At 71.6% G+C, this 26,205-nt stretch carries 31 protein-coding genes and 1 pseudogene; 18 read left to right on the top strand and 14 right to left on the bottom strand.

Going from position 1 to position 26,205, the window contains the following annotated elements:
• Positions 1-54 precede the first annotated feature (54 nt).
• The 3 genes from FIV43_RS09590 to FIV43_RS23770 all read left to right on the top strand — a co-directional run bounded on the left by FIV43_RS09590 (position 55) and on the right by FIV43_RS23770 (position 1,168).
• Complete coding sequence (locus FIV43_RS09590) at positions 55-723, top strand: sigma-70 family RNA polymerase sigma factor (protein WP_231123891.1); 669 nt, start codon at positions 55-57, stop codon at positions 721-723.
• Positions 723-1,019, top strand: coding sequence for a mycothiol system anti-sigma-R factor (gene rsrA, locus FIV43_RS09585; RefSeq protein ID WP_141013948.1), 297 nt, complete (start codon positions 723-725; stop codon positions 1,017-1,019). Before FIV43_RS09590 ends, rsrA begins: the two co-directional genes overlap by 1 nt.
• 74 nt (positions 1,020-1,093) lie before the next feature.
• Complete coding sequence (locus FIV43_RS23770) at positions 1,094-1,168, top strand: 50S ribosomal protein bL37 (RefSeq protein ID WP_370249596.1); 75 nt, start codon at positions 1,094-1,096, stop codon at positions 1,166-1,168.
• A gap of 99 nt (positions 1,169-1,267) precedes the next feature.
• Here the strand turns inward: FIV43_RS23770 and FIV43_RS09580 are convergent, their stop codons facing one another.
• From FIV43_RS09580 to FIV43_RS09570, 5 genes are read right to left on the bottom strand one after another with little or no spacing between them, the layout of a single operon-like run.
• Entirely contained in the window at positions 1,268-1,672 is a 405-nt protein-coding gene (locus tag FIV43_RS09580; RefSeq protein ID WP_141013947.1) for a thioesterase family protein, read from the bottom strand.
• A gap of 10 nt (positions 1,673-1,682) precedes the next feature.
• Positions 1,683-2,030: a thiamine pyrophosphate-dependent enzyme gene (locus FIV43_RS22285; RefSeq protein WP_231123890.1), complete on the bottom strand. Its 348-nt coding sequence runs from the start codon at positions 2,028-2,030 to the stop codon at positions 1,683-1,685.
• Positions 1,988-2,452, bottom strand: a complete 465-nt coding sequence (locus tag FIV43_RS22280) for a hypothetical protein (protein WP_231123889.1) — start codon at positions 2,450-2,452, stop codon at positions 1,988-1,990. The genes FIV43_RS22285 and FIV43_RS22280 overlap by 43 nt, the downstream gene beginning before the upstream one ends.
• Positions 2,380-3,396 carry a thiamine pyrophosphate-binding protein gene (locus FIV43_RS22275; protein ID WP_231123888.1) on the bottom strand — a complete coding sequence of 339 codons (1,017 nt, stop codon included), beginning with the start codon at positions 3,394-3,396 and terminating at the stop codon, positions 2,380-2,382. Before FIV43_RS22275 ends, FIV43_RS22280 begins: the two co-directional genes overlap by 73 nt.
• A gap of 48 nt (positions 3,397-3,444) precedes the next feature.
• Positions 3,445-4,284 carry a DUF2785 domain-containing protein gene (locus FIV43_RS09570; protein WP_231123887.1) on the bottom strand — a complete coding sequence of 280 codons (840 nt, stop codon included), beginning with the start codon at positions 4,282-4,284 and terminating at the stop codon, positions 3,445-3,447.
• 131 nt (positions 4,285-4,415) lie between these two features.
• On the opposite strand from FIV43_RS09570, the pseudogene FIV43_RS23505 reads away from it, so the two are divergent.
• Positions 4,416-4,795 (top strand): annotated as a pseudogene (locus FIV43_RS23505) (histidine kinase N-terminal domain-containing protein); the annotation flags it as partial.
• A 75-nt stretch (positions 4,796-4,870) separates the two neighbouring features.
• The gene (locus tag FIV43_RS09565) at positions 4,871-5,893 is read left to right on the top strand and encodes a sensor histidine kinase (protein WP_407938890.1); all 1,023 of its coding nucleotides are present in this window, start codon (positions 4,871-4,873) and stop codon (positions 5,891-5,893) included.
• A gap of 42 nt (positions 5,894-5,935) precedes the next feature.
• On the opposite strand, the gene FIV43_RS09560 is transcribed toward FIV43_RS09565, so the two are convergent.
• Positions 5,936-6,190, bottom strand: coding sequence for a WhiB family transcriptional regulator (locus tag FIV43_RS09560; RefSeq protein ID WP_141013945.1), 255 nt, complete (start codon positions 6,188-6,190; stop codon positions 5,936-5,938).
• A 257-nt stretch (positions 6,191-6,447) separates the two neighbouring features.
• Between FIV43_RS09560 and FIV43_RS09555 the strand changes: the two genes are divergently transcribed.
• Entirely contained in the window at positions 6,448-6,873 is a 426-nt protein-coding gene (locus FIV43_RS09555) for a hypothetical protein (protein ID WP_141013944.1), read from the top strand.
• A 46-nt stretch (positions 6,874-6,919) separates the two neighbouring features.
• Here FIV43_RS09555 and FIV43_RS09550 read toward each other — a convergent pair whose 3' ends face one another.
• The 4 genes from FIV43_RS09550 to sodN form a co-directional block, all read right to left on the bottom strand.
• A complete protein-coding gene (locus tag FIV43_RS09550) occupies positions 6,920-7,723 on the bottom strand; it encodes an RNA polymerase sigma factor SigF (RefSeq protein ID WP_141013943.1) in 804 nt (267 codons plus the stop codon).
• Position 7,724: 1 nt separating this feature from the next.
• Positions 7,725-8,162, bottom strand: a complete 438-nt coding sequence (locus FIV43_RS09545; protein WP_141013942.1) for an ATP-binding protein — start codon at positions 8,160-8,162, stop codon at positions 7,725-7,727.
• A gap of 122 nt (positions 8,163-8,284) precedes the next feature.
• On the bottom strand, positions 8,285-8,983 hold the full coding sequence (locus FIV43_RS09540) for a hypothetical protein (RefSeq protein ID WP_141013941.1): 699 nt from the start codon (positions 8,981-8,983) through the stop codon (positions 8,285-8,287).
• A 316-nt stretch (positions 8,984-9,299) separates the two neighbouring features.
• Positions 9,300-9,698 (bottom strand): superoxide dismutase, Ni, encoded by a 399-nt coding sequence (sodN, locus tag FIV43_RS09535; RefSeq protein WP_141013940.1) that lies wholly within the window; start codon positions 9,696-9,698, stop codon positions 9,300-9,302.
• A gap of 79 nt (positions 9,699-9,777) precedes the next feature.
• Between sodN and sodX the strand changes: the two genes are divergently transcribed.
• From sodX to FIV43_RS22265, 5 genes are all read left to right on the top strand, one after another.
• On the top strand, positions 9,778-10,182 hold the full coding sequence (sodX, locus tag FIV43_RS09530; RefSeq protein WP_231123886.1) for a nickel-type superoxide dismutase maturation protease: 405 nt from the start codon (positions 9,778-9,780) through the stop codon (positions 10,180-10,182).
• 158 nt (positions 10,183-10,340) lie between these two features.
• Positions 10,341-11,468: an NAD(P)-dependent malic enzyme gene (locus tag FIV43_RS09525; RefSeq protein WP_196781024.1), complete on the top strand. Its 1,128-nt coding sequence runs from the start codon at positions 10,341-10,343 to the stop codon at positions 11,466-11,468.
• A gap of 85 nt (positions 11,469-11,553) precedes the next feature.
• Complete coding sequence (locus tag FIV43_RS09520; RefSeq protein WP_141013937.1) at positions 11,554-12,522, top strand: zinc-binding dehydrogenase; 969 nt, start codon at positions 11,554-11,556, stop codon at positions 12,520-12,522.
• 300 nt (positions 12,523-12,822) lie between these two features.
• Complete coding sequence (locus FIV43_RS22270) at positions 12,823-13,554, top strand: MFS transporter (protein ID WP_231123885.1); 732 nt, start codon at positions 12,823-12,825, stop codon at positions 13,552-13,554.
• Positions 13,509-14,327 carry an MFS transporter gene (locus tag FIV43_RS22265; protein ID WP_231123884.1) on the top strand — a complete coding sequence of 273 codons (819 nt, stop codon included), beginning with the start codon at positions 13,509-13,511 and terminating at the stop codon, positions 14,325-14,327. The genes FIV43_RS22270 and FIV43_RS22265 overlap by 46 nt, the downstream gene beginning before the upstream one ends.
• Before the next feature lie 31 nt (positions 14,328-14,358).
• On the opposite strand, the gene FIV43_RS09510 is transcribed toward FIV43_RS22265, so the two are convergent.
• Entirely contained in the window at positions 14,359-14,988 is a 630-nt protein-coding gene (locus tag FIV43_RS09510; RefSeq protein ID WP_141013936.1) for a TetR family transcriptional regulator, read from the bottom strand.
• A 141-nt stretch (positions 14,989-15,129) separates the two neighbouring features.
• On the opposite strand from FIV43_RS09510, the gene FIV43_RS09505 reads away from it, so the two are divergent.
• From FIV43_RS09505 to FIV43_RS09495, 3 genes are all read left to right on the top strand, one after another.
• Positions 15,130-16,251 carry a ferredoxin reductase gene (locus FIV43_RS09505; RefSeq protein ID WP_141013935.1) on the top strand — a complete coding sequence of 374 codons (1,122 nt, stop codon included), beginning with the start codon at positions 15,130-15,132 and terminating at the stop codon, positions 16,249-16,251.
• 62 nt (positions 16,252-16,313) lie between these two features.
• Positions 16,314-17,486 carry a fatty acid desaturase family protein gene (locus FIV43_RS09500; RefSeq protein WP_141013934.1) on the top strand — a complete coding sequence of 391 codons (1,173 nt, stop codon included), beginning with the start codon at positions 16,314-16,316 and terminating at the stop codon, positions 17,484-17,486.
• A gap of 24 nt (positions 17,487-17,510) precedes the next feature.
• On the top strand, positions 17,511-17,750 hold the full coding sequence (locus FIV43_RS09495; RefSeq protein WP_141013933.1) for a hypothetical protein: 240 nt from the start codon (positions 17,511-17,513) through the stop codon (positions 17,748-17,750).
• A gap of 121 nt (positions 17,751-17,871) precedes the next feature.
• Here the strand turns inward: FIV43_RS09495 and FIV43_RS20945 are convergent, their stop codons facing one another.
• Together FIV43_RS20945 and FIV43_RS09490 are read right to left on the bottom strand one after the other, a co-directional pair.
• Positions 17,872-18,048, bottom strand: a complete 177-nt coding sequence (locus FIV43_RS20945; RefSeq protein ID WP_181407740.1) for a DUF6104 family protein — start codon at positions 18,046-18,048, stop codon at positions 17,872-17,874.
• A 15-nt stretch (positions 18,049-18,063) separates the two neighbouring features.
• Positions 18,064-21,840, bottom strand: coding sequence for a multifunctional oxoglutarate decarboxylase/oxoglutarate dehydrogenase thiamine pyrophosphate-binding subunit/dihydrolipoyllysine-residue succinyltransferase subunit (locus FIV43_RS09490; protein ID WP_141013932.1), 3,777 nt, complete (start codon positions 21,838-21,840; stop codon positions 18,064-18,066).
• Positions 21,841-22,029: 189 nt separating this feature from the next.
• Here FIV43_RS09490 and FIV43_RS09485 point away from each other — a divergent pair, with 189 nt between their 5' ends.
• From FIV43_RS09485 to FIV43_RS09475, 3 genes are all read left to right on the top strand, one after another.
• On the top strand, positions 22,030-22,620 hold the full coding sequence (locus FIV43_RS09485; protein ID WP_141013931.1) for a hypothetical protein: 591 nt from the start codon (positions 22,030-22,032) through the stop codon (positions 22,618-22,620).
• Positions 22,617-23,525 carry an LCP family protein gene (locus FIV43_RS09480; RefSeq protein ID WP_141013930.1) on the top strand — a complete coding sequence of 303 codons (909 nt, stop codon included), beginning with the start codon at positions 22,617-22,619 and terminating at the stop codon, positions 23,523-23,525. Before FIV43_RS09485 ends, FIV43_RS09480 begins: the two co-directional genes overlap by 4 nt.
• A 260-nt stretch (positions 23,526-23,785) precedes the next feature.
• Positions 23,786-24,871: a hypothetical protein gene (locus FIV43_RS09475; protein WP_141013929.1), complete on the top strand. Its 1,086-nt coding sequence runs from the start codon at positions 23,786-23,788 to the stop codon at positions 24,869-24,871.
• Between the two features lie 16 nt (positions 24,872-24,887).
• On the opposite strand, the gene rnhA is transcribed toward FIV43_RS09475, so the two are convergent.
• Positions 24,888-25,364, bottom strand: coding sequence for a ribonuclease HI (gene rnhA, locus FIV43_RS09470; protein ID WP_141013928.1), 477 nt, complete (start codon positions 25,362-25,364; stop codon positions 24,888-24,890).
• 106 nt (positions 25,365-25,470) lie between these two features.
• Here rnhA and FIV43_RS09465 point away from each other — a divergent pair, with 106 nt between their 5' ends.
• Positions 25,471-26,172 carry an HNH endonuclease family protein gene (locus FIV43_RS09465; RefSeq protein ID WP_181407739.1) on the top strand — a complete coding sequence of 234 codons (702 nt, stop codon included), beginning with the start codon at positions 25,471-25,473 and terminating at the stop codon, positions 26,170-26,172.
• Positions 26,173-26,205: the final 33 nt, after the last annotated feature.

Genomic DNA, 26,205 nt, shown 5'->3' with positions numbered 1-26,205 from the left:
ATGATCGCGGTACTGGAGCGGCCCGTCTCCTCGGGCCCCGTAGGCTGGTCGGCGATGACTGAGACTCCCGACCTGGCCGTCGAGACCGACCTGCCGGGTGCTGACGAGGTCTCGGAGGCCGTGGACCCGGCCACCGAGACGTCCGAGCAGCGCGCGGCCCGCTTCGAGCGGGACGCGCTCCCGTTCCTGGACCAGCTCTACTCGGCGGCCATGCGGATGACCCGCAACCCGGCCGACGCCGAGGACCTGGTGCAGGAGACCTTCGCCAAGGCCTACTCCGCCTTCCACCAGTTCAAGCCCGGCACCAACCTGAAGGCCTGGCTGTACCGGATCCTGACCAACACCTTCATCAACTCCTACCGCAAGAAGCAGCGTCAGCCGCAGCAGGCGCTCGCCGGGGACACCGGTGACGTCGAGGACTGGCAGCTCGCGAGGGCCGAGTCGCACACCTCCTCCGGCCTGAAGTCGGCCGAGATGGAGGCGCTCGAGCACCTGCCCGACAGCCAGGTCAAGGACGCGCTGCAGCGGCTTCCGGAGGAGTTCCGTCTCGCCGTCTACCTGGCCGACGTGGAGGGCTTCGCCTACAAGGAGATCGCCGAGATCATGGAGACGCCGATCGGGACCGTGATGTCCCGTCTGCACCGGGGTCGCCGCCAGCTGCGCGACATGCTGTCCGACTACGTCCGCTCCGGCGGGGACGCGCCGCTCGAGGGAGGTCGCTGATGTCCGGCCAACAGCACGACCACCTGCACCCGGACGTCGAGGACCCGAGCAACGCGGAGTGTGTCGACTTCCTGGAGCGGATCATCCGGCTGATCGACAACGAGCTCGAGGAGGGCGACTGCACCATCGTGCGCGCCCACATCGACTCCTGCAGCCCCTGCCTGGAGCGCTACGACCTGCAGCGCACCGTGAAGTCCGTCGTCGCCCGCTCGTGCTCCGAGACCGCGCCGGCCGAGCTGCGGGAGCGGGTGCGCGTGCAGATCCGCGCGGTGCAGGTCCAGATCACCGAGGGCTGACCGGACCGCCCCCGATTCACGGGTTCACGCCCGTTCCTGCGACACTGACCGCGTATCGCTTCTGAGGAGGAACCATGGGCAAGACCGGCCGCAAGCGCCGCGCGCGTCGCAAGAAGGGCGCGAACCACGGCAAGCGCCCCAACAGCTGAGCACGCCCCCGGCGAAGCTCAGCCGCTGCTCGAACCCCCTGGCCCCGGCTCGGGGGTTCGGTGCTTTTCGACCCCTCGTCGTGGACGGGAGGCCCTGCGTCAGCGCAGTCGGCCCAGGAACCGCTCGGTGTCGACCACGACCCGGGTCACCTCACCCGAGGCGACCAGCTTGCCCGGCGCATCCTCCGGATCGTGCGCAGCGCGGTGACGGGCCGCGACCGCGAAGCGTCGCAGCCGGCCGTCGGCGTAGACGGTGCGCGCGGTGACCTCGACGACGTGACCGACCGGGCTGGCCGCCAGGTGCTCCAGGTCGACCCGGGTGCCGACGCTCGTCCGTCCCTCGTCCAGCACCGGGTCCACGGCGGCGCAGGTGGCCGCCTCGCACCACGCCAGCAGGCGCGGCGTCCCGAGCACCGGGAGGGCGCCCGAGCCGACCGCGACCGCGGTGTCCTCCTCGCCGACGGTGAACCTCAGCGTCGCCGAGCCGTCGCTCGCCTCGGTCATCGGCCGGTCCTCAGATCCCGAAGGTGCTGCGCGGGTAGGCGGCATCGACGTCGGTGATCACGTTGAGCAGGTACGGCGTGTTCGCGGCGAACGCACGATCCAGCGCGGGGCCGATCTGGCGCGGGTCGGTGATCGTCTCCCCGGCCCCGCCGAGCGCGGAGACCACCTGGTCGTAGGCGGTGCGCGGCGCCAGGTCGGCGGCCACGTCGTAGCCGTAGAGCATCTGCATCGGCCCCTTCTCCAGGCCCCAGGCGGAGTTGTTGCCCATCACCATCACCACGGGCAGGTCGTGGCGCACCAGGGTGTCCACGTCCATCAGCGAGAAGCCGGCCGCGCCGTCGCCGAGAAGCAGCACCACCTGCGCGGAGGGACGGGCGATCCGGGCGGCGATCGCGGCGCCCAGCCCTGCCCCAGGCAGCCGTAGGGGCCGGGGTCCAGCCAGCAGCCGGGGCGCTGGGGCTCCACGAACTTGCCGGCGAAGGAGACGAAGTCACCGCCGTCGCCCACCACCACGGCGTCGTCCGCGAGCCGGGGGACCAGCTCCCCGTAGATCCGGGCCGGGTGGATCGGGTCGGCCTCGGCGCGCAGCAGCTCGGCGTCGCGCGCGGTGGCGGCCGCCACAGTGTCGGCCAGGGTGTCCTCCCACTCGCCCCAGGCCGGCGTGACCTCCTCGGCGAACGCCGCCAGCAGGCCGTCGAACACCTGGGTCAGGTCGCCGCTGACCGACGCGGCCAGGTCCGCGTGACCGGAGACCTGGTCCGCGGAGTCGGCGACGTGCACCACGCGGGCCGGCGGCGCGCCGTCCTTGCCCCGAAGACGCCGTAACCCATCCGGAAGTCCAGGGGAGTGCCGACCACGATCACCAGGTCGGCGTTGCCGAGCGCCTGCCCGCGGGCCTTGGTGACCAGCAGCCGGTGACCGCCCGGCAGGAGACCGCGGCCCATGCCGTTGGTCAGCGTGGGGATGCCGGTCTCCTCGACGAACCGGCGGGCGGCCTCCTCGGCCCCGTCGGCCCACACGTCGGTGCCCAGCACCAGGACCGGCCGAGCTGCGGCGGAGAGCAGCGCGGCGATCCGGGCGAGCGCGTCGGAGTCCGGGGTCGCGCCACGACCGGTCCCGGCGCCGATCACCGGGACGACGCCGGCGCCGGTGTTGAAGAACTCGTCCATCGGGACGTCGACGTAGGTCGGCCCGCGGTGCGAGGAGCGTGCCGCGGTGAAGGCCTCGTCGAACCCGCCGGCGACGTCGCCGGCGGTCATCAGGGTGCGGGCCAGCTTGGTCACCGGCTCCACGATCGGCAGGTGGTCGATCTCCTGCAGCGCGCCGGTACCCCACCGGTTGTTGGGGGCACGACCGCCCACCACCACCATCGGGCTGCCGGCGAAGCGCGCCTGCGCCATCGCGCTGACGCCGTTGGTGACACCGGGGCCGGCGGTCAGCACCGCGAGTCCGGGGACCCGGGTCAGCTTGCCGGTCGCCTCGGCGGCGAAGGCCGCGGTCTGCTCGTGGCGGACATCGACCAGCCGCACCGGGCGGTCGGTCTCGGCGGACCTCACCGCGCCGTCGTACATCGGGAAGACGTGGGCGCCGGAGAGCGTGAACATGGTCTCCACGCCGTGAGCAGCCGCCACCCGGACCGCGAGCTCGCCCGCGTGGCCCTCGACCTCCTCGCCGTCGTTCGCGCCGACCGGACCGGGGTGTGCTGCGTCACTCGCTGAGGTCATGGCCGCACGTTACTCAGGCCGGCTCAACCGCGTCAGGGGGTGTCCGGATCAACCGCGGTGAGGACTGTGGTCCTGGCCGCCGAGCAGCTCGGGGTGCAGTTCGCGGAGCACCGCGACCACGGTGAGCAGCAGGTTCGCCCTGATCGCCGGAGGGTCCGGGGCGAGCGCGAGGTTGAGATACATCGCCCGGATGAAGGCATCGGTGTTGATCGCCACCGCGTCGGGCGAGCCGTGCCCGATCCGCCGACCGTAGGACCGGTCGCCGATGGTGGCGATCCACAGCTCCACGTGGTCCAGCGGCAGCGTGCTGCGCTTGAGCAGGCGGGTGGTCGCCGCCGCCAGCTGGTCGGCCTCGTCGGCGGCCCAGTGCGTCCGGGCCGGCGCCGTCACGCGCTCGCCGATCATGTCCAGCAGGATGGAGAGCTCGGCACGCCCGCAGTGCGGGGACCCGGCGACGGCGGCGAGCGCGTCGGCGCCGTGGCTGATCGCGCGGACCCAGCCCTTCTGCTCCGCGTGCGGGCGCAGGTCGCGCTCGGAGAGCAGCCACGTCGCCAGCCGGTCCGCCCAGTCCAGCACCCGGCCGCCGGTCAGCAACGGGACGGCGGTGTCGCGCCGGATGCAGGCGGCGAGGACGCTGGCGGACCGGCTGCGCCGGAACACGCTGTCGTCGTCGCGCCGGCCCAGGCCGTTGTTGAGGCCGGCGGCGATCCCGTCGCCGAGACCGGCCAGGAGGTGGTCGTACACCCCGCGCCGGATCCAGGTCTGCAGGGTGGGGAGCGCGAGTTCGTCCCGCAGCTCCGGGTCGGGGCTTCCCAGCAGGCTGGTCAGCTCGGTGGTCAGGTCCGCAAGGGGAGCGACATTGGGGACCGGGAAGTCGGCAGCGCGCACATGGCGCCAGTCAACCCGAGTCATAGTCGGTCATCTTGCCAAACCATGACGGAGCCCCGAACGGGGGCTACCCGTGAGTCACCTCCAGCCTTGATCGAGGACCCGCCGGGGGTGGGCGCTACCGTTGCTCCGTGCCGTCGCTGCCTGCCGTCGCCCGGGCCCACACCGCGTTGGACGAGGACGACATCGCCTGGCTCCAGCTGCTGCAGGCGGACTGGCAGATCATCGCCGACCTCGCCTTCGCCGACCTGGTGCTCTGGCTGCCGGACCGCTCCGGCGCCGGCCTGTGGGTCGGCGGCCAGGTGCGCCCCACGACCGGCCCGACGGCGTACGTCGACGACCTGGTCGGTACCTACGCGCCCCGGGGAGGCGACAGCTCGTCGAGGCGGCCTTCGAGCTGGGGCGCCTGATGCGCGAGGGCGCCCCGGAGTGGCGCGAGGACGTGCAGGTCCGGGTCGAGGCGATCCCGGTACGTCGGGCCGGGCAGGTGATCGCGGTGATCAGCCGCAACACCAGCGTGCTGGGGATCCGGACCCCGAGCCGGCTCGAGATCAGCTATCTGCAGACCGCGGGCGACCTCGGCGCGATGATCGCCGCCGGGCTGTTCCCGGCGGAGGGACAGCGCAGCGACCACGCGGACTCGCCACGGGTGGGTGACGGGTTCCTCCGGGTCGACGCCGCCGGGCGGGTGGTCTACGCCAGCCCGAACGCGCTCTCGGTCTATCGCAAGCTCGGCCTCACCGGCGACCTGTCCGGCCACAGCCTGGCCGACCTGACCCGGGAGCTGGTGCCGCCGCGCCACCGGCCCGACGAGGAGACGCTCAGCGTGGTGCTCAGCGCCCGGGCGCCGCGGGACAGCGAGCTCGGCGCTCCGGGCGGCAGCGACGGCGTCGCCATCATCGTGCGCTCGATCCCACTGCGGGCGCCCGGCGGAGACCAGATCGGCGGCCTGATCCTGCTGCGCGACGTGACCGACCTGCGCCGGCGTGACCGGGAGCTGGTGACCAAGGACGCCACGATCCGCGAGATCCACCACCGGGTGAAGAACAACCTGCAGACGGTGGCCGCGCTGCTGCGTCTCCAGGCGCGCCGCATCGACGGGACCGAGGCGACGGCAGCCCTCGAGGAGGCGGTACGCCGGGTCGGGTCGATCGCGATCGTGCACGAGACGCTGAGCCAGACCGCGGAGGAGGCCGTCGCCTTCGACGACATCGCCGACCGGCTGGCTCGGCTGGTGACCGACGTCGGCGCCACCACGGCGGCCGTGGAGGTGCGCCGGGAGGGAGCCTTCGGCGAGCTCGACTCCGAGCAGGCGACGCCGCTTGCCATGGTGGTCATGGAGCTGATGCAGAACGCCGCGGAGCACGGGTTCGACCCGGGTCAGGAGGGCCGGATCGTGCTGGCCGCCCAACGCCGCGGTGGCACCCTCGAGGTGACCGTCAGCGACGACGGCCGTGGCCTGCCCGAGGGCTTCGACCTCGACACCTCCAGCAGCCTGGGCCTCTCGATCGTGCGCACCCTGGTGGAGTCCGAGCTCCGGGGGCACCTGACCCTGGGGCACGGACCCGAGGGCGGCACCCGGGCCGACCTGGTCCTCCCGCTCGACTGAGGCGAGGCGGTCGGGCGTGCCGGGAGCCCTGAGGAGACCGGATCAGACCGAGGTGCGGACGCGGGCCCGGGCGTTGCGTCGCTTCAGCGCACGACGCTCGTCCTCGCTCAGGCCACCCCAGACGCCATGGTCCTGTCCTGCCTCCAGCGCCCACGCGAGACACTGCTCGCGCACGTCGCAGCGTCGGCAGACCTGTTTGGCTTCCTCGATCTGGAGGATCGCCGGACCGGTGTTGCCGATCGGGAAGAACAGCTCCGGATCCTCGTCGAGGCATGCGGAACGATGACGCCAATCCATGGGTGGGGATGTCCTCTTTCGTCCGACTTGTGCACCCGGGTTCCGGGCACACCTGAAACCGCAAAAGTGAACGGTTTCACGATCGCTCCGGCTAGGTTTCCAAGGAAACGGTCCCGAATCAAGGGTTGTGACGGGTCTGATGGATCACAGGGGATGATCGCAGGTCACCGGGAATAAGTCACCCGTCGCGGGACCGTCCGGTGTAAGGGGCCCGGGCGGGCCGGAGCCGATGGGCGGGCGCCGCCTAGGCTGGGCCGGTGACCGAGCACGACTCCTCCCCAGCAGCACAGCACCCTCCCGCCCCGTTGGTGGTGGCCGCGTCCCTCGTGGCGGTGCAGGGGATGGCACTGCTGATGGTCGCTGCCCTCGAGGTCGCCGCGACCACCGAGGAGCGCCGGTCGCTGGGACTGTCCACGGCGGTGTTCTTCACCGGCTACGGCGTGCTGCTGCTGGTCGGCGCCGCGGCGCTCTGGCGCCGTGCCGGGTGGGCTCGCGGGCTGGTCCTGCTCACCCAGCTGATCACCCTGGGGTTGGCCTGGACCCTGCGCGACCAGGTGGCGGTCGCGCTCGGTCTCGCTGTGGTCGCCCTGGTCGCGCTGGCGGGGGTGGTGCACCCGGCCACCACCGAGGCGCTCGCGCACGCCGATGCCCACGCCGATGACCGCGCCGATGGTCAGGAGTGACGGCGCGGCCGGTGCCGAGGGCTGAGGAGCGAGGGCGGAGGCGCGGCTACTCCTGCTCCAGGGACTGACGCAACTGCGCCAGGGTGCGGGTGAGCAGCCGGGACACGTGCATCTGCGAGACCCCGATCTCGGCGGCGATCTGCGACTGGGTCATGTTCTTGAAGAAGCGCAGCAGCAGGATCTTCTTCTCGCGCGCCGGCAGGCTCTCCAGGAGCGGCTTGATCGACTCGCGCAGCTCGACGTGCTCGAGGCCCTCGTCGTCGACGCCGAGCGCGTCCAGCATGCTCTGCCCGGCGCCGTCCTCGCCGTCGTCGGTGGCGTCGAGGCTCAGCGTCGAGTAGGCGTTGCTCGACTCCATGCCCTCGACGATCTCCTCCACCGAGCAGCCGATCGCCTCGGCGAGCTCCCGCGGTGTCGGCGACCGGCCCAGGCTCTGGGTCAGCTCCGCGGTGGCGCTGGTGATCTGCATGCGCAGCTCCTGCAGCCGCCGGGGGACCCGGATCGCCCACCCCTTGTCGCGGAAGTAGCGCTTGATCTCGCCGATGATGGTGGGGGTGGCGTAGGTCGAGAACTCGACGCCGCGCTCGGTGTCGAAGCGGTCGATCGACTTGATCAGGCCGATCGTGCCGACCTGGACCAGGTCCTCGAAGGGCTCGCCCCGGTTGCGGAAGCGGCGGGCGCAGTGCTCCACGAGCGGGAGGTGCAGGTGGACGAGCGCCTCGCGGGCGCCGTCGCGCGCGGGCGGAGAGGCGCTCTCGTCACGGAACTCGACGAAGAGCTCCGCGGACCGCGCGCGGGTCCGCTCCAGGGCCGTCGGAGGTGCGCTGTCCCGAGAGGTCTCCGGGGTCATCTCACGCCCCGGCGTCGCGCTCGAGAGCGGACAGCACCGTCGCTCGAACGCTGAACCGACTCGCTGTCGCGTCGATCGACGCCTCCTCGGCGAGCACGGCGAGCACCTGCCAGCCGAAGCTCTCGTAGTCGGCCGAGGCCGGCATCGAGGTCTCCGTGGCGACCTCGAGGCTCAGCCGGTCGGTGTGGCTGAGGTCGAAGGTGCAGGTGAGCACACCGCCCTCGGCGGCGCGCTCGAGGACCAGGGAAGCGGCCTCGCTGACCACCATGCGGAGGTCCTCGATGTCGTCCATCGTGAAGTCCAGGCGGGCCGCCAGGCCGGCGGCGAGGGTGCGGAGCACGGAGGCGTAGGCCCCGTCGGCCGGGAGCCTGAGCTCGACGGTCGGCTGTGCGCCCGCGCCGTGGGCGCCCTCCACGGCGAGGCTGCTCGTCCCGGACATCAGATCCTCCGTGTGGTCGACGACGGGTGGACCGTGGTGGGCCACCGGTGTGCAGAGCCTACGACAGCGGCCGCCGGGTCGAGCCCGGCGGCCGCTGTCGGGTAGGTACTGCAGAGATCAGGTCAGGCTGCCGAGCTCAGCCCCGGCAGACCCGGGAGGCCCGGAAGCTCGGGGAGGCCACTGCCGAGCAGTGCCTCGAGCAGGTCGACCAGGCCCGGGCCGAGCGGTGCGGGCAGGGCGCCGACGATGCCGCTCAGCAGGTCGACCAGCGCGTCGAGGGCCGACGCCGGGTCGGTCGGGTCGGTCTCGAGCAGGGCTGCGAGACCGTCGCAGACCTCCTGCGGCACGCCGTTGTCGCAGAGCAGCTGGATCTGGTCAGCGGGGTTGCCGCCGGGGATCAGCCCGGCCAACGCGTCGCAGAGCGCCTGGGGGATGCCGGCATCGCACAGCGCCTGGATCGGGCTGTCGGTGTTGCCGCCGCCGCCCTGGTGGTTGGCGCGGCACTTGCGCAGGGCCTTCTTGGCCTTGTTGTGGCGCTTCTTGGACTGCTTGACCTTCTTCTGGTTCTTCTTGACCCACTTGCGGTTGTGGTGCCGCTTGGACTTCTTGACCTTCTTCTTGTTCTTGTTGACGGCCTTCTTGGTCCGCTTGACCTTCTGCCGCTGCTTGGCGCACGGGGCGGCCTTCGCCGCCGTCGGCGCAGCGGGCGCGGAGCTGGGGGCCGGCGCCGCCTGGGCCGGACTCGACGCGCCGACGGCGACGAACGAGAGACCGAGCGCGAGCGCCAGGCTGAGCAGGATCTTCATCAGGTTGCGATGCATTGCGGGTTACTCCCTCCAGAGTCGGCCGCCGGTTCCTTGCTCCACGGAGAACGGCGGACCAGTAATCCGAGCGCGTGCTCGACGGTGGCCGCACGCTAGCCCTGAACCGAGGAACCCGAGACCTAGATCACAGAATTCGCGTACGTCCCTCCCAACGCCTGCCGGGCGCCGGGGTTACGAGTCCGCGCGGAGAAATCTCTCCGCCTCGCGCACGGGGGGAGACGCGAGGGAGGGCGGGGCGCGGATCCCGGACCCGAGAAATGCAGAACGCCCCGAGACCCGGGCGGGTCTCGAGGCGTTCGGTGGAGCTGTCAGCTCACTTCTTCGTCTCCCAGAAGATCTCGGCGATCTCGTCGATCTTGGCGAGGAGTTGGTCGGCGGCCTCGGCGTCCATCGTGCCCTTGGTGCCGGCCGCGCCGGCGAGCTTGGTGGCCTCGTTGACGAGGGTGTGCAGCTGCGGGTACTTCTCGAAGTGCGGCGGCTTGAAGTAGTCGGTCCACAGCACCCAGAGGTGGTGCTTGACCAGCTCGGAGCGCTGCTCCTTGATCAGCACGGCACGGGTGCGGAAGTCCGGGTCGTCGCTGTCGGCGGCCTTGGCGATGACGGCCTTGACCGACTCGGCCTCGATCCGGGCCTGGGCCGGGTCGTAGACCCCACAAGGGAGGTCGCAGTGGGCGGAGACGTCGATCGTGCGGGCGAAAAGTCGGGAGAGCATGCCTGATCCTCTCTGGCGATCACCGGGTGGTGACGCGCGTTCTCACGGTTGATTGATGCTGCCTGCGACACTACTCGTCGTGGCGAGACGAGCAACGGCGGACCGGCCCGAAGGCCCGGATCGAGCCGGATCCGGCCCCCTGGAGCGGCGTCTGCCCCGGGTCGGGATGGCGGTCGTGCACGGCGAGTCGATGCGCCCCACGCTGGCCCCCGGCGACCGGCTCCTGGTCCGGTACGACGTCGAGCCCCGCGCCGGCGACGTCGTGGTCGCCCGGTTCCCCGACGGGGCGGTGGTGGTCAAGCGGGCGGTCGAGCGGCGTCGTACCGGGTGGTGGCTGGTGGGCGACGCGGCGCCGGTGGGTGTCGACTCGCGTCACCGCGGGCCGATCCCGGACGAGCGGATCCTCGGAGTGGTGCGCGCGCGTGTCTGGCCGCGGCCGCGCCGTCGGCTGCCGGCACCCTCCGGAACGGCCGGGCGCGACTGATCGGGCGGGACCGGTCGGACCCTCCGGCGGAGGTGGGCCCAGTGGGCGGGACCCGGCGGACCCGCCGAGGACATGTGCCAAACTCGTACCTCGTGGCTGCTGACGTTCCGACCCCTCCCTCCCACCCTCGCGCGGGTGAACCGGTCTTCGACCTCCACGTGGGCGGCAAGCTCGAGACCGTGGCGACGGCCGAGGTGGCGACCAAGGACCAGCTCTCTCTCGCCTACACCCCCGGCGTGGCCGAGGTGTGCGAGGCGATCGCAGCCGATCCCGCGATGACGCAGCACTACACGTGGGTGCCGAACACGGTCGCGATCGTCACCGACGGCACCGCGGTGCTGGGCCTCGGTGACATCGGTCCCGCCGCCGCCATGCCGGTGATGGAGGGCAAGGCCGTCCTCTTCAAGCAGTTCGGCGGCGTCGACGGCGTGCCCATCTGCCTGGCCACCACCGACGTGGACGAGATCATCGAGACGGTCGTGCGGCTCGCGCCGAGCTTCGGCGGCGTCAACCTCGAGGACATCTCCGCCCCGCGGTGCTTCGAGATCGAGGACCGGCTCAAGGAGCGCCTCGACATCCCCGTCTTCCACGACGACCAGCACGGGACCGCCGTGGTCACCCTGGCGGCCCTGGTCAACGCGCTCAAGCTCACCGGGCGCAGCGCCGACCGGACCCGGGTGGTGATCTCCGGAGCCGGCGCCGCCGGTGTCGCGATCGCCAAGATCCTGCTCGCGGCCGGCATCGAGGACATCGTGGTGACCGACCGCAAGGGAGTCGTCTCCTCCGACCGGCACGACCTCACCCCGGTCAAGAAGGAGCTCGCGCAGCTCACCGCGGACCGCACCGGTCGCAGCGGCAGCCTCGCCGACGCGTTCGCCGGCGCCGACGTCTACGTGGGCGTCTCCGGTGGCACGATCCCCGAGGAGATCGTCGCCACGATGGCCGACGACGCGATCATCTTCGCGATGGCGAACCCGAACCCGGAGGTGCACCCGGACGTGGCGCACCGGCACGCGCGGATCGTGGCGACCGGCCGGTCGGACTTCCCGAACCAGATCAACAACGTGCTCGCCTTCCCCGGCATCTTCCGGGGCGCCTTCGACGCGCGGGCCTCCGCGATCACCGAGGGGATGAAGGTCGCCGCCGCCGACGCGCTCGCCGCGCTGGTCGGCGACGACCTCACCGAGGACCTGGTGATCCCCTCGCCGTTCGACCCGCGGGTCGGTCCCGCGGTCGCCGCTGCGGTGGCCGATGCGGCCCGACGTGACGGGGTCGCCCGCGCCTGAGCGGTGCGGGCCCCGGCTACGGCTGTGACCCATCCGACGTCGGCACGCCCACCGGGCGCCGCGTCCGCTCGCTAGTCTCGCGGCCATGTTCGCCGTGTACGCCGAGTCCTTCCACCCCGACGACCCGCTCGCCGGACTGGTGGTCGGCGAGCGCCCGGAGCCCTCCGCGCCGGACGGGTGGACGACGGTGACGGTGAAGGCGGCCTCCCTCAACCACCACGACCTGTGGACCCTGCGCGGGGTCGGGATCAAGGCGGAGCGGCTCCCGATGATCCTGGGCTGCGACGCCTCGGGTCTGGACGAGGACGGCAACGAGGTGATCGTGCACGCGGTCATCTCGGACCCGGACTGGTCCGGCGACGAGACCCTCGACCCCGACCGGTCGCTGCTGACCGAGGTGCATCAGGGCACCTTCGCCGAGAAGGTCGCGGTGCCGCGGCGCAACGTGATCGCCAAGCCGCCGTCGCTGTCGTTCGCGGAGGCGGCTTGCGTGCCGACCGCCTGGCTCACCGCCTACCGGATGCTCTTCGTCCAGGGGCGGATGGTGCCGGGGGAGTCGGTCCTGGTGCAGGGCGCGGGGGGTGGCATGGCGACCGCGCTGATCGTGCTGGCGCGGGCCGGCGGCCTCAAGGTGGTCGCGACCAGCCGCGACGAGGCGAAGCTGGCCCGTGCCGCCGAGCTGGGGGCCCACGAGACCTACCTGTCCGGGACGCGGCTGCCGGCCAAGGTCGACGCGGTGATGGAGACCGTGGGCCGGGCGACCTGGGAGCACTCGGTCCGCTCGCTGCGCCCGGGCGGCCGCCTGGTCACCTCCGGGGCGACCTCCGGCCCGCGGCTCGACGACGCGATGCTCCCGCAGATCTTCTTCAAGCAGCTGAGCGTGATCGGCTCGACGATGGGCACCCGTGGCGAGCTGGCCGCGCTGGTGGCGATGCTGGAGGCGACCGGCACCCGCCCGCTGGTGGACCGGGCACTGCCGATGGACCGGGCCCGGGAGGGACTCGAGGCGATGGCCGCGGGCGACCTCTTCGGCAAGATCGTGCTGACCCGTTGACCGGAGCGGCGACCGACCCCGGTCCCGCATCGTTCGGCCGCGGGTCGATATTCGTTCGCGGGAATACCGCAGCGTCGGTGAGCATTGCTGCTCGTGACCGGGCGCCCGCGTTCGTCGCCCGCGGCAGCAGCCGCGGTGGACCGGTCACCGATGAGGAAGCCCGTCCCGGGCGGTCGTATCGGTGACCCGCCGTTCGTGGCACAGGCGAACCCGTCGACCGACGCCGCCGGCCGTGCACCGGATGCGTCGCGGGCCACGTCGTACCGGGCGATCGGCCCCTGACAGCGAAGAGGACCCAGCATGAGTGCGCCCACCGACCCGACCACCACCTCGCCCCGCCCGGAGCCGGGTGAGCCCGGCGACGCGGACCTGGCCGAGTTCGAGAACGAGTTCGCGCCGTCCGGACGGACGCCGCTGGTGATCGTGCTGCTGGTCGCGGCGACGTTCGTGGTCATCCTCAACGAGACCATCATGGTCAACGCGATTCCGCGGCTGATGGCCGACTTCGGCGTCAGCGAGCGGTCCGCGCAGTGGCTCTCGACGGTCTTCATGCTGACCATGGCCGCGGTGATCCCGGTGACCGGCTGGTTCCTGCAGCGGGTGACGACCCGGGTCGCCTACGGCTCGGCGATGATCACCTTCACCATCGGCACCGCGATCGCCGCGGTTGCGCCCAGCTTCGAGGTTCTCCTGGTCGGCCGCGTCGTCCAGGCCGCCGGCACCGCGGTGATGATGCCGCTGCTGATGACGACGCTGATGACCGTCGTCGCGCCCCAGGACCGCGGGCGGGTGATGGGCAACGTGACGCTGGCGATGTCCTGCGCGCCGGCGATGGGCCCGGCCGTCTCCGGGGTGATCCTGGAACTCGGCTCGTGGCGGCTGATCTTCGTGTTCGTGCTGCCGATCGCCGTCCTGGTCGGGCTGTGGGGGATGCGCCTGCTGGAGAACGTCGGGGAGCCGACCGGGGGAGCCCGTCCTGGCTCAGCGTGGTGCTGGCGGCGGGTGGCTTCAGCAGCCTGGTCTACGGACTGAGCAGGCTGGGCGTCGGCTCGTGGATCCAGCCGGCGGCGTTCATCGGCGTCGGCGTGGCGATGGTCGTGGCGTTCGCCGTCTACCAGGTGGTGCTGCAGCGCACCGACTCGCCACTGCTCGACCTGCGGACCCTCACCCACCGCACCTACGCGCTGTCGCTGGTGCTGATGTCGGCCGGCTTCATGGCGTTCCTCGGCTCGATGATCCTGCTGCCGCTCTACCTGCAGACGCTGCGCGGTCTGAGCGAGCTGGAGGCCGGCCTCCTGGTCATGCCGGGTGGAATCGTGATGGGCCTGCTCGGCCCGCAGGTCGGCAAGCTCTACGACCGGTTCGGCTCGCGGCCGCTGGTGATCCCGGGCTCGATCGGCATGGTGGTCGCGCTCGGGCTGCTGACCCGGCTCGCCCTGGACACCCCGTTCGGCGTGGTCCTGGCGATCCACATGGTCCTGATGATCTGCCTGGCGATGGTCTTCACCCCGGTGTTCACCCTCGGCCTCGGTGACCTCCCGCCGCACCTCTACTCGCACGGCAGCTCCCTGCTGGGCACCCTCCAGCAGGTCGCCGGCGCGATCGGGACCGCGGCACTGATCGTGGTGATGGACAACCGTGCGGACAGCCTGCTGGCCGGCGGGGCGGATCCGGTCGACGCGGCGATGGGAGGCCTGCAGTGGGCCTTCGCCGGGGGCGCGCTGATCGCGGTCGTGGTGGTCGTCACCGCGGTCCTGCTGCCGTCGAAGGTCGAGGCGCCCGAGGGCGTGCCGGCGGCGCACTGACCCGCCGGCCCGGGCGGGGCCGCGGGTCCGATCAGGCCGGGTGCCAGTTGGCGGCGCCGACCAGCGTCATCCGCAGCTGAGCGCGAGCGGTGGCGGCGACGGCGGACTCCGCGGGGGAGCCTGCCTCGGTGCCGACCAGCTTCTCCGCGGTGGTGACCATCGCGGAGACGATCAGGTCGGAGAGGATGCGGAGGTCCTCGGCCGCCCAGGTGTCGGTCCCGGGCAGGTGCGCCAGGTCGGTGGCCAGCTCGCGCTCGAAGAGTCCGATGCCGGTCGCGATGGCGTCCCGTACGGCGGGTGGTCCGGCCATCCGCTCCCGGGCGATGAAGGTGAAGTGGCGCCGCTGGCGTCGTACGTGGTCGACCAGGACGGCCACCGAGGCGTCGATGATCGCGGCGTAGGAGGGCCCCGGTCCGCGCCGCACGTCCCGCAGCACGCCGCGCAGCGTCGCGAGCGACTCCTCGACCAGCGCCAGGCCCAGGTCCTCGATCGAGGCGAAGTGACGGTAGAACGCGGTCGGCACGATGCCGACCTCCTTGGCGACCTGGCGCAGTGAGAGGGCCGCCAGCGGGGCGTCCTCGCAGAGCCCGAGCGCCGCGTCGAGGACGGCGCGGCGGGTGCGCTCCTTCTGCTCGGCGCGGGTCAGCGGGGAGGTGGTCACGCCGGCATCCTACGCCGGTGCACATGTGTGCACTCTCACTGCCGACGGCTGTTGACCGCGACGCGTCGTCGCGGGCATCCTTTGGGTGTACGGATGTTCACCGAAACTCGGTCGAGCATCGTTCGACACCCAGGAGGTGCCATGACGGCCCTGACCGCCGAACCGATCGGACGGGTGCTCCGCTCCCGCCTGGTCGCTGCCCTCACCGCACCGCACGGCGTGGACCGCTACCTCGAGCAGTTCAACCCGATGTGGGCTGCCCACGAGGTGCGGGCGCGCATCGTCGACATCCGCCGGGAGACGTCCGCCGAGGGCGACGCGCCCGTCGCCACCCTGACCCTCCGGCCCACGACGAGCTGGCGCGGACACCGCGCCGGGCAGCACGTCCTCGTCGGCGTCGAGATGCCCGGCGCGGCCAAGCGGCTCACCCGGGCGTTCTCCATCTCCTCGGCGGCGTCCGCGCCCGGTGACGAGTTCACGCTGACCGTCCGCGCGCACGCGGAGGGCCAGGTGTCGTCGTACCTGGTCGAAGGGGCGGAGCCCGGCGAGATCGTGCACCTGAGCCAGGCGCGCGGAGAGTTCACCCTCTCCGAGAGTCCGGCGACCCCCACCAACAACCACCTGCTCTTCATCACCGGCGGCTCCGGGATCACCCCGGCCATGTCCATGCTGCGCACCCTCCTCCGGGACGGGTACGACGGCCACGCCGGCCGCCGAGTGACCTTCCTGCACTACGCGCGCAGCCTCGAGGACCAGATCTTCGCCGACGAGCTGGCTGCGATCGCCGAGGCCGACAACGGGGTCACGGTGCACCTTCGCCACGGCGACCACCGCTTCAGCGAATTCGAGCTGCGCCGTCTGGTGCCCGACTACGCCGACGTCGACACCTGGCTGTGCGGTCCTGCGGGCCTCGTCGAGCTGGTCACCGACGCCTACCGGGACTCGTCGCGGCTGCGGATGGAGTTCTTCAAGCCGTCCGTCGCCCGGGCCGCCGGCGACGAGGACGACGTGGACGGGGTGGTGACCTTCGCGCGCTCGGCGGTGTCGGGCGCGGCGGGCACCGCCACCCTGCTCGAGCAGGCCGAGGAGCTCGGCCTGCGTCCGGAGTTCGGATGCCGGATGGGCATCTGCTTCTCCTGCACCGCGACCAAGACGGCCGGCACCACCCGCAACGTGCTGACCGGCGAGGAGTCCTCGCTGCCGGACGAGGAGATCCGGATCTGCGTGACCCGCCCCGTCGGTGACTGCCAGGTCGACCTCTAGGCGCGCGCTCCGCGATGCGCACTCCCCAGCACACGCTCCCCACCCTTCGAGAGGTGAACCAGATGACCACGAACAGCACAACGACCGCCCGCCGGACCGCCGCGCCGGCGGCGAACGAGGACACTCCGCACAGCCGGATCGCCGCGCGGGTCGGGATGACACCCGAGCAACTGCAGGCCTTCGGCGACGAGATGGACGCGATCCGCCAGCGGGTCATCGCCGACCTCGGCGAGGAGGACGCCACCTACATCCGCAACGTGGTGAAGGCCCAGCGCCGGTTCGAGGTGGCCGGGCGCGCGCTGTTCTACCTGCCGCCCGCCTGGCCGCTCGCGGTGGCGTCGCTGAGCATCTCCAAGATCCTGGACAACATGGAGATCGGCCACAACGTGATGCACGGCCAGTACGACTGGATGGGCGATCCCGCGTTGTCCTCGCGGATGTTCGACTGGGACACGGTCTGCCCGGGCGAGCAGTGGAAGTACAGCCACAACTACATCCACCACACCTTCACCAACATCGTCGGCAAGGACCGCGACGTGGGTTACGGCATCCTGCGGATGGATCCGGACCAGAAGTGGCATCCCTACTACCTGGGCAACCCGGTCTACGCGCTGCTCCTGATGCTGCTCTTCGAGTGGGGCGTGGCCCTGCACGACCTCGAGGTGGAGAACATCGTCGCCGGCCGGCGGTCGCTCGCGGACAACAAGCCGCTCTACCCCGGCCTGATCCGCAAGATCCGGCGCCAGGCGGTCAAGGACTACCTGCTCTTCCCGGCGCTGACCGGTCCGCTGTTCCCGTTGACCTTCGCCGGCAACGCCACGGCGAACCTGATCCGCAACATCTGGGCGTTCAACATCATCTTCTGCGGCCACTTCCCGGCCGGGGTCGCCTCGTTCTCCGTCGAGGAGACCGAGGACGAGAGCCGCGGGCAGTGGTACCTGCGCCAGCTGCTCGGCTCGGCGAACATCACCGGCAGCCGGCTCTTCCACCTGATGTCGGGCAACCTGTCGCACCAGATCGAGCACCACCTCTTCCCCGACCTCCCGGCGCGCCGCTACCCGCAGATCGCCGAGGAGGTGCGCGAGATCTGCGAACGCTACGGCCTGGACTACAACACCGGTCCGCTGCACCGGCAGCTGCTGAGCGTGGCCCGCAAGATCTGCCGGCTCGCCCTGCCCGGGCGCCGCTCCCCGGAGCCGGCGCCCACCCCCGCCGAGCAGCCCCTGGCGGCCTGAGGGCGCACGCGGGAGACTGGTGACATGACCGACGGACGCGACCACCTCAGCCGGGGCGAGATCACCAAGGACGCGTTGCAGGCAGGCGCCCAGGCCGCCTCGCACACGGTGGGGGAGGTCGCCACGATCATCACCCGCGCCGTGGGCGACGTCGCGGCAGCCGTGGGGGGACTGGCGACCGAGCTGTTCGAGATCCGGGACTCCTCACGCCGCGCCTCGTCCGATCACCACGACGCTGGGGGCGACGCTGGGGGCGACGAATGAGGCGCGACCGATGAGGGGCGATTGAGAGCACCGCCCGCGCCCGTGCCAGCACGACGAAGCCGCCGCCGGAGCATCTCCGGCGGCGGCTTCGTGCAGGGTGGGACCCGAGCGCGGCGGGCGATCAGTCCTCGGGGTCGTCCAACCGCGCCAGCCAGGTGGCGAACCGCTCCACCGCGGTCTCGAACTCCGGGTGGGTGTCGGTGAACTCCTGCAGCCGCTCGCCCAGCCACGCCAGGGTGACCTCCTCGTCACCCCGGCGCTTCTGGAGCTCCTCGATCCCGCGATCGGTGAAGTACATCGTCGATCGGGGTGGTCAGGCGAACGCGCGGTTGACCAGGTCCTTCTGCTCCTCCATGTGGCGCTTGGCGGCGCCGACGGAGGGGGAGGAGGACGGGGCGCGGCTGATCAGGTCGACCTGGTGGCCGATCCCCGGGAACACGTTGAGCCCGTAGTAGGGCCACGGGCCCATGTTCGCGGGCTCGTCCTGGACCCAACGGACGTTCTCGAGGTTGGGGAACCGCTTGATCTCGGCGGCGATGTCCTCGGCCGGCTCCGGGTAGAGCTGCTCGACCCGGGCGATCGCGAACCGTCCGCCGTCCTCGCGCTTGTTGCGCTCGACCATCAGGTCCCAGGTGATCCGGCCCGAGCAGAGCAGCAGGGTGTCGACCTGGTCCGCGTCGGCGGCGTCGTCGGTGATCAGCGGCCGGAAGCCGTTCTCGGTGAAGTCGGCCGGCTGCGACGCGGCCTCCTTGCGCCGGAGCATGGACTTCGGCGTGAACACGATCAGGGGCTTGTGCTCGTCGCCGAGGGAGTGACGACGCAGCAGGTGGAAGTGCGATGCCGGGGTGGACGGCTGAGCCACGACCATGGCCTCGTCGGCGCAGAGCGTGAGGAACCGCTCGATCCGTGCCGAGGAGTGGTCCGGACCCTGGCCCTCGTAGCCGTGCGGGAGGAGCAGCACGACACCCGAGTCCTGGCCCCACTTGGTCTTGCCCGAGGAGATGTACTCGTCGATGACGGTCTGGGCGCCGTTGACGAAGTCGCCGAACTGCGCCTCCCAGAGCACCAGCGCGTCCGGACGTGCCACCGAGTAGCCGTACTCGAAGCCGAGGGCGGCGTACTCCGAGAGCAGGCTGTCGTAGACGAAGAACTTCGCCTGGTCGTCGGTCAGGTTGGACAGCGGCGTCCACTCGTCGGCGTTGATCCGGTCGATGATCGTGGCGAACCGCTGCACGAAGGTGCCGCGACGGCTGTCCTGTCCGGCCAGACGCACCGGGCGTCCGTCCATCAGCAGCGAGCCGAAGGCGAGGATCTCGCCGGTGGCCCAGTCGATCGGACCGTCGGTGATCGCGGCGGCACGGCGCTGGAGCTGGGGCATCACCTTCGGGTGCACGGTGAACCCCTCGGGCGGGGTCACGTAGGCGTCGGAGATCCGCTTGAGCACCTCTCGGGTGATCGCGGTCTCGGTGTCGCCGGCCGGCTTCTCCGGGTACTCCGGCACCGTGGTCCACTCCGACGGTGCCGAGGTGGCCTCACGGACCTCGGTGAAGACCCGCTCGAGCTGCTGCTGGTAGTCGCGGAGGACCTGCTCGGCCTCCTCGATGGTGATGTCGCCACGCCCGATCAGGGACTCGGTGTAGAGCTTGCGCACCGAGCGCTTCTGCTCGATCAGGTCGTACATCAGCGGCTGGGTGAAGCTCGGGTCGTCGCCCTCGTTGTGACCGCGCCGGCGGTAGCAGACGAGGTCGATCACGACGTCCTTGTTGAAGGCCTGGCGGTACTCGAAGGCGAGCCGAGCGACGCGGATGCACGCCTCCGGGTCGTCGCCGTTCACGTGGAAGATCGGGGCCTGCACCATCCGGGCCACGTCGGTCGCGTAGAGGGAGGACCGCGAGGAGCCGGGGGAGGTGGTGAACCCGACCTGGTTGTTGATCACCACGTGCACGGTGCCGCCGGTGCGGTAGCCGCGCAGCTGCGAGAGGTTCAGCGTCTCCGCGACCACGCCCTGGCCGGCGAACGCGGCGTCGCCGTGCAGCAGCACGGGCAGCACCGGGAAGCCCTCGCCCTGGTCCAGCACGTCCTGCTTGGCGCGGGCGATGCCCTCCAGCACGGGGTCCACGGTCTCGAGGTGCGAGGGGTTGGCCGCGACGGAGACCTTGATGGTCTCGCCGGTGCCGGCGCTGAACTCGCCCTCCGCGCCGAGGTGGTACTTGACGTCGCCGGAGCCCTGCACCGTCCGCGGGTCGATGTTGCCCTCGAACTCGCGGAAGATCTGGTTGTAGGACTTGCCGACGATGTTGGCCAGCACGTTGAGCCGGCCGCGGTGGGCCATGCCGATCGCGACCTCGTCGAGGCCCTCCTGGGCGGCGGCCTCGGCGATCTCGTCGACCACCGGGATGGTGGTCTCGCCACCCTCGAGCGAGAAGCGCTTCTGGCCGACGAACTTGGTCTGCAGGAAGGTCTCGAACGCCTCGGCCTGGTTCAGCTTGAGCAGGATCCGGAGCTGCTCCTCGCGGGGAGGCTTGGTGTGCGGCTGCTCCACCCGCTCCTGGATCCAGCGGCGCTGCTCCGGGTCCATGATGTGCATGTACTCGATGCCGGTGGTGCGGCAGTAGGAGTCGCGCAGGATGCCGAGGATGTGGCGCAGCTTCATGAAGCGGCGGTCGGAGCCGCCGAAGGAACCGGTCGGGAACTCCCGGTCGAGGTCCCACAGCGTCAGGCCGTGGGACTCGATGCGCAGGTCGGGGTGGCTGCGCTGCTTGTACTCCAGCGGGTCGGTGTCGGCCATCAGGTGACCGCGCACGCGGTAGGCGTGGATCAGCTCGAGGATCCGCGCCTGCTTGTCGATCTCGTCGTCGTGCGAGGTCGCGATGTCGGCGTTCCAGCGGATCGGCTCGTACGGGATCCGCAGGGCGCGGAAGATCTCGTCGTAGAAGCCCTCCTCGCCGAGCAGGAGCTGGTGCACGCGCTTGAGGAACTCACCCGACTGGGCGCCCTGGATGACCCGGTGGTCGTAGGTCGAGGTCATCGTCATGACCTTGCTGATGCCGTTCTTGGCGATCGCCTCCTCCGAGGCGCCCTGCCAGGCGGCGGGGTACTCCATCGCGCCGACGCCGATGATCGCGGCCTGGCCCGCCATCAGCCGGGGGACGGAGTGCACGGTGCCGAGGCCGCCGACGTTGGTCAGGCTCACCGTCGTACCGGAGAAGTCCTCCATGGACAGCTTGTTGCTCTTCGCCTTGCGGATCATGTCCTCGTAGGCGGTCCAGAAGGCGGCGAAGTCCATCGTCTCGCAGCCCTTGATCGAGGGGGCGACGAGCTGGCGGGTGCCGTCCTTCTTCTGCTGGTCGATGGCGAGGCCGAGGTTGATGTGCGCGGGGGCCACCATCGCCGGCTTGCCGTCGACCTCCTGGTAGGAGTTGTTCATCTCCGGCATCGACCTGAGGGCGCGGATCAGCGCGTAGCCGATCATGTGGGTGAACGACACCTTGCCGCCGCGGGCGCGAGCGAGGTGGCTGTTGATGACGATCCGGTTGTCCCAGAGCAGCTTGACCGGGATCTCGCGCACGGAGGTGGCCGTCGGCACGCCGAGCGAGACGTCCATGTTCTTGGCGGTGGCGGCGGGGATGCCGCGCAGCACCGTGACCCGGGGCTCGTCCGTGGCGGAGACCGGCTCGGGACGGGGAGACTCCTTCGGCGTCGGCCGGTCCTCGGTCTTGTTCGCCTCGGCGGCCGGGCTCGTCGCCGGCGCCGGCTTCGCCTTCGGGGCGGGAGCGGAGCTCTGCGGGGCGGCGGGGGCGGCCTTGGTCGTGGTGGCGGCGGGGGCCTTCGCCGGACCCTTCGTGGGGCTCTTCTCGGGAGCCTTCGCCGGGCTGCTGGTGGTGCGCGGCCCGGTCGCCGTCGAGGTGCCGTTGGTGGCCGCCGGCTTCCCGGAGAAGTAGGCGGCCCACGCAGCGTCCACGCTGCCGGGATCGGCTTCGAACCGTGCCCGCATCTCCTCGACGAGCCACTCGTTGGCTCCGAAGTCGCCACCCGTCGGCTCGACCGAGCCGTGGGAGGGAGTGGTGGACTGGTCTGACGACTGCGTCACGACGTGCTTCGCCTCTTCCGATGAACTGACCCGTGGCTTTGGAACGCTGCTGCCCGGGCACGCACACTCGTGATGCCGGGCTCGCCCCACAAGGCTAGACCCATCACCCAGCAAATGCCGCAGGTGAGACGCCGTTTACGGGACGGTGTAACCGAAGAGACAAAAACCGAACCCCAAGGAGGTCCACGCGTGCCATGTCGCAAGCTCCGCCGCGGGCTGATGGTCGCCGTCGGCGTCCTCGCCCTCGGCCCCCTCGCGGCGTGCTCCGACGACGAGGAGCCCGCCGGCCAGCCCGCGCCGTCCGAGGAGCCCACCGTGGCCGCCGAGCTGCAGGTCGAGGCCGAGCTCGGAGAGGTGCGCGGTCGGCTGGACAGGTCCGACCGTCGTGAGCTGCTCGGCTCCGTCGGCTCCGTCGTCGAGCGCTGGTGGCAGGAGGGGTACGTCGTGGTCGGGGACGAGGTCGACACGAAGGCGGCGTTCCGCGGGTTCACCCCCGTCGCGGCCCGGCAGGCGGTGCGCGAGCGCGGGGTGACCACGAACGCGACCGCGAAGGACGCCGAGGAGATGACGGTCCGCCGGAGCGTGGCGACCGTCGACGTCCTGGCGCCCGGCGGCACGCCGCGCGGGGCGACCGCCCGGGTCCGTCTGGTGATGGAGCTGACCGGGGAGGCCGAGCGCACCGAGGTCCTCACCGGCCGGGTCTTCCTCGCCCCGGCGAAGGGGGAGTGGCGGGTGTTCGGATTCGACCTGGACCGACGAGAGCGTGGAGGCAAGGCATGAGTGGTCGGAGCAGTCGCGCGCTGCGCACGCTGGTCCTGGGGCTGGTGCTGGGACTGACGATCCTGCTGATCCCGAACAGCGCGCCGGAGCCGACCCGGTTCACCCTGGTGAAGTTCCAGCACAGTGCGGGGGTCGACGTGGACCAGGAGACGGTGTGGATCCTCGCGGTGGGCTCCGACGCCCGGAAGGGGGAGGATCCGCTGCGGTCGCGCGGGGACGCCCTCCAGTTGGTCGGGATGAACACCCGGACCGGTGCGGCGACGTCGATCGGGATTCCGCGGGACAGCTGGGTGCCGATCCCCGGGGTGGGCTCCAACCGGGTGAACGCCGCGCTCTACTACGGCGGTCCGCAGCTGCTCGGTCAGACCGTCGGCGACCTCGTCGGCGTCGAGCCCGACTACCTCATGGTGACCACGTTCTGGGGGATGCGGGACATGGTGGACGACATCGGCGGGATCACCGTCCGCAACCCGCGCTACTTCTCCGACGAGTACCTGTGGCCGCAGGGCTTCGAGCAGGGCGAGCTGCGGCTCGGCGGCCACGGCGCGACCGCCTTCAGCCGGGTGCGCAAGTCGCTGGCCGGTGGGGACTTCGACCGCTCGGCGAACCAGCAGCGGGTGATGCGGGGAATCCAGGCGCGGGTCGCCCAGCGCGCCGACGAGCCGGGCTTCATCGAGGGCGGGGTCTTCAGCGTCCTGCAGCACCTGGACACCGACGCGGGACCCACCGAGCTCTTCCGGATCGCCCAGGCCGTCGCGCAGGTGGACCCGCGACGGATCACCGGCTGCGTGCTGCCCGGTGGCATCGGCAACGTGGGAGGGGCCAGCGTGGTGATCCCGGACACGGCCACCGCGAAGCGCTACGGCGACGACGCACGGAAGGACGCCTCGATCAAGCGTTGCTGACCTCTCGGCGGTCTTGACGGCCGAGAAAATGCAATTGAGAATCATTCTCATGTTGAGAGTGATGCGTATGCCGCTACCCCTGCGTCCCCCGTCCACCCGGCTCTCCGCCGGCCGCTGCGCTACGCCGTACCGCTCGTCCTCGCCACGGCGGTGCTGACCGCCTGCGGTGGGACCACCGAGCCGGCGGCCGACCCGGAGGAGGTCCCGACCCCGGCAACGCCGCCGGCCACCGAGGTCGACGGCCCCGACCGCGCCTCGCGGTGACCTACGACGGGGGAGTCCTGGTGCTCGACGCGCGGAGCGGGGAGGTGCTCCTCGACGAGGAGCGCGAGGGCTTCCTGCGCCTCAACCCGGCCGGGGACGACCGTCACGTGCTGATCTCCGCGACCGGTGGCTTCGCCGCCCTCGACCTGGCCTCGTGGACCGAGGCGCACGGGGACCACGGTCACTCCTGGACCAGCGCCCCGCGGATGACCGACTTCACCATCGCCGCCGAGGAGCCCGGGCACGTCGTGGTGCACGACGGCATCACCACCACCTTCGACGACGCCACCGGGGTCGCGACGTCGTACGCCGGTGCGGGGCTGGCCGATGCGATCGCCGACGGCCAGGGCCCGGAGACCGCCGTGCACCAGGCGGCCGAGGCGCACCACGGGGTCGCCGTGGTCGACGGGCACGGCAACGTCGCGATGAGCGTCGGCGACGAGGTCGCCCGCAGCGGGCTGGCGCTGACCACCTCGATGGGTGCCGAGCTCGCGGCGAGCGACGCCTGTCCCGGCCTGCACGGCGAGGCGACCGCTGGTGACACGCTCCTGTTCGGCTGCGAGGACGGCGCCCTGATCCTGGACGGGACGACGATCACCAAGGTGGACGCGCCCGGGGACTACGGTCGGATCGGGAACCAGGCCGGCCACGACACGTCGAGGTACGTGCTCGGCGACTTCAAGGTCGACCCGGACGCGGAGCTCGAGCGGCCCCGCCGGGTCAGCGTCGTCGACACGCGCGCGGGCGTTCTCGACCTCGTCGACCTGCCGGCCAGCTACAGCTTCCGGTCGCTGGGCCGCACCCCCGACGGGGACGGGCTGGTGCTGGGCGCCGACGGGGTGCTGCGCAGGATCGACATGGCCCGGGCCGAGGTCGTGCAGACCGTCGCGGTGACCGAGCCCTGGCGCGAGCCGCGCGACTGGCAGCAGCCGCGTCCCACGCTGGCCGTGGTCGGCGACCGCGCCTACGTCACCGATCCGGCGCGCGAGGAGATCCACGTCGTCGACCTGCGGCACTCCGAGGTCGTGGACAGCCTGCCGGTGCCGCAGACGCCCAACGAGATCCTCGGCGTCACCGGCTGACGGACCGCCCGGGAGGTCAGCCGGTGGCCTCCCGGGCCCCGCGTCCGGCCAGCTCGTCGGCACGTTCGTTGCCGGGGTCGCCGGCATGCCCCTTGACCCAGTGCCAGGAGACCTCGTGCTCCGCGGCCGCCGCGACCAGGCGCCGCCAGAGGTCCTCGTTCTTCACCGGCTGCTTCGCGGCCGTCCGCCAGCCGTTGGACTCCCACTTCGCGACCCAGGAGAGGATCCCGTTGCGGACATAGCTGCTGTCCGTGTAGAGGTCCACGCGCGAGCGCCGGTTGAGCGTCTCGAGCGCCTGGATGGCCGCCATCAGCTCCATCCGGTTGTTGGTGGTGGCCGGCTCGCCGCCGTACAGCTCGCGCTCGTGGCCACCGTAGGTCATCAACACCCCCCAACCGCCGGGGCCGGGGTTCCCGTGGCAGGCGCCGTCGGTGTAGACGGTGACGGCGGTGTCGGTCGGCGTGCGGTCGGTGGGAGAGGCATCAGCGGGCACCTGCGGATCGTAGTGGCGGGCCACTCTGGCAGGCTCACCGCGTGCGGTGGACGGGGATCCGGAGTGCCGGGACGACCGGCGTCATGGTGCTCGCCGCGCTGACCGGGTGCGTCGCGGACCCGGCGGAGCCGCCCGAGCCCACTCCCGCCCCGAGGGCTCGCCCGACCCCTCGCCGCCCGCCGGTGACGGTGCATCGGTCCGCGACCGTCCGACGGTCCAGGAGGTCCGACGTGCCGAGCGCGCGCTCGGCCGGCTCGCCGCCGTGGACCGCGACCCGGCCGGTCTTCCGGACTACCAGCGCGAGGCCTTCGGCAGCGACTGGGCCGACGTCGACGGCAACGGCTGCAACCAGCGCGACGACGTCCTGCTGCGCGACGCCGTGCCCGGAACGGTGCGGACCGCCGTGCAGGGCAGCTGCGACCACGACGTGCTGGCCGGGACGTGGGTGGACCCCTACACCGGCGCGCGGCTCGAGTTCGACGACCTCAAGGACCTCTCCCAGGCGCAGGCGATCCAGATCGACCACGTGGTCCCACTGGCCGAGGCGTGGATCTCCGGCGCTGCGGCGTGGACCGAGGACCGCCGGCGCTCGTTCGCGAACGACCTCGGCGTGCTGCTCGCGGTGGACGGGCCCACCAACGCGAGCAAGGGCGCGGACGACCCGGCGGCCTGGCGGCCCCGTGCCGACTTCCAGTGCGCCTACGCCGTCGGATGGATCACGGTCAAGGAGCAGTGGGAGCTGGCCGCCGACGACAGCGAGGTCGCCGCGCTCGACGAGCTGCTGGCGACCTGCCCCGGAGAGCAGTGAGCCCGGTCCCTCGGGGACCGGGCTGTGCTTGCC

It is taken from the genome of Nocardioides sambongensis, assembly GCF_006494815.1.
GTDB classification, from domain to species: domain Bacteria; phylum Actinomycetota; class Actinomycetes; order Propionibacteriales; family Nocardioidaceae; genus Nocardioides; species Nocardioides sambongensis.
Note: the sequence above shows the minus strand (reverse complement) of the source record. Positions and strands in the feature narration are given on the sequence as shown.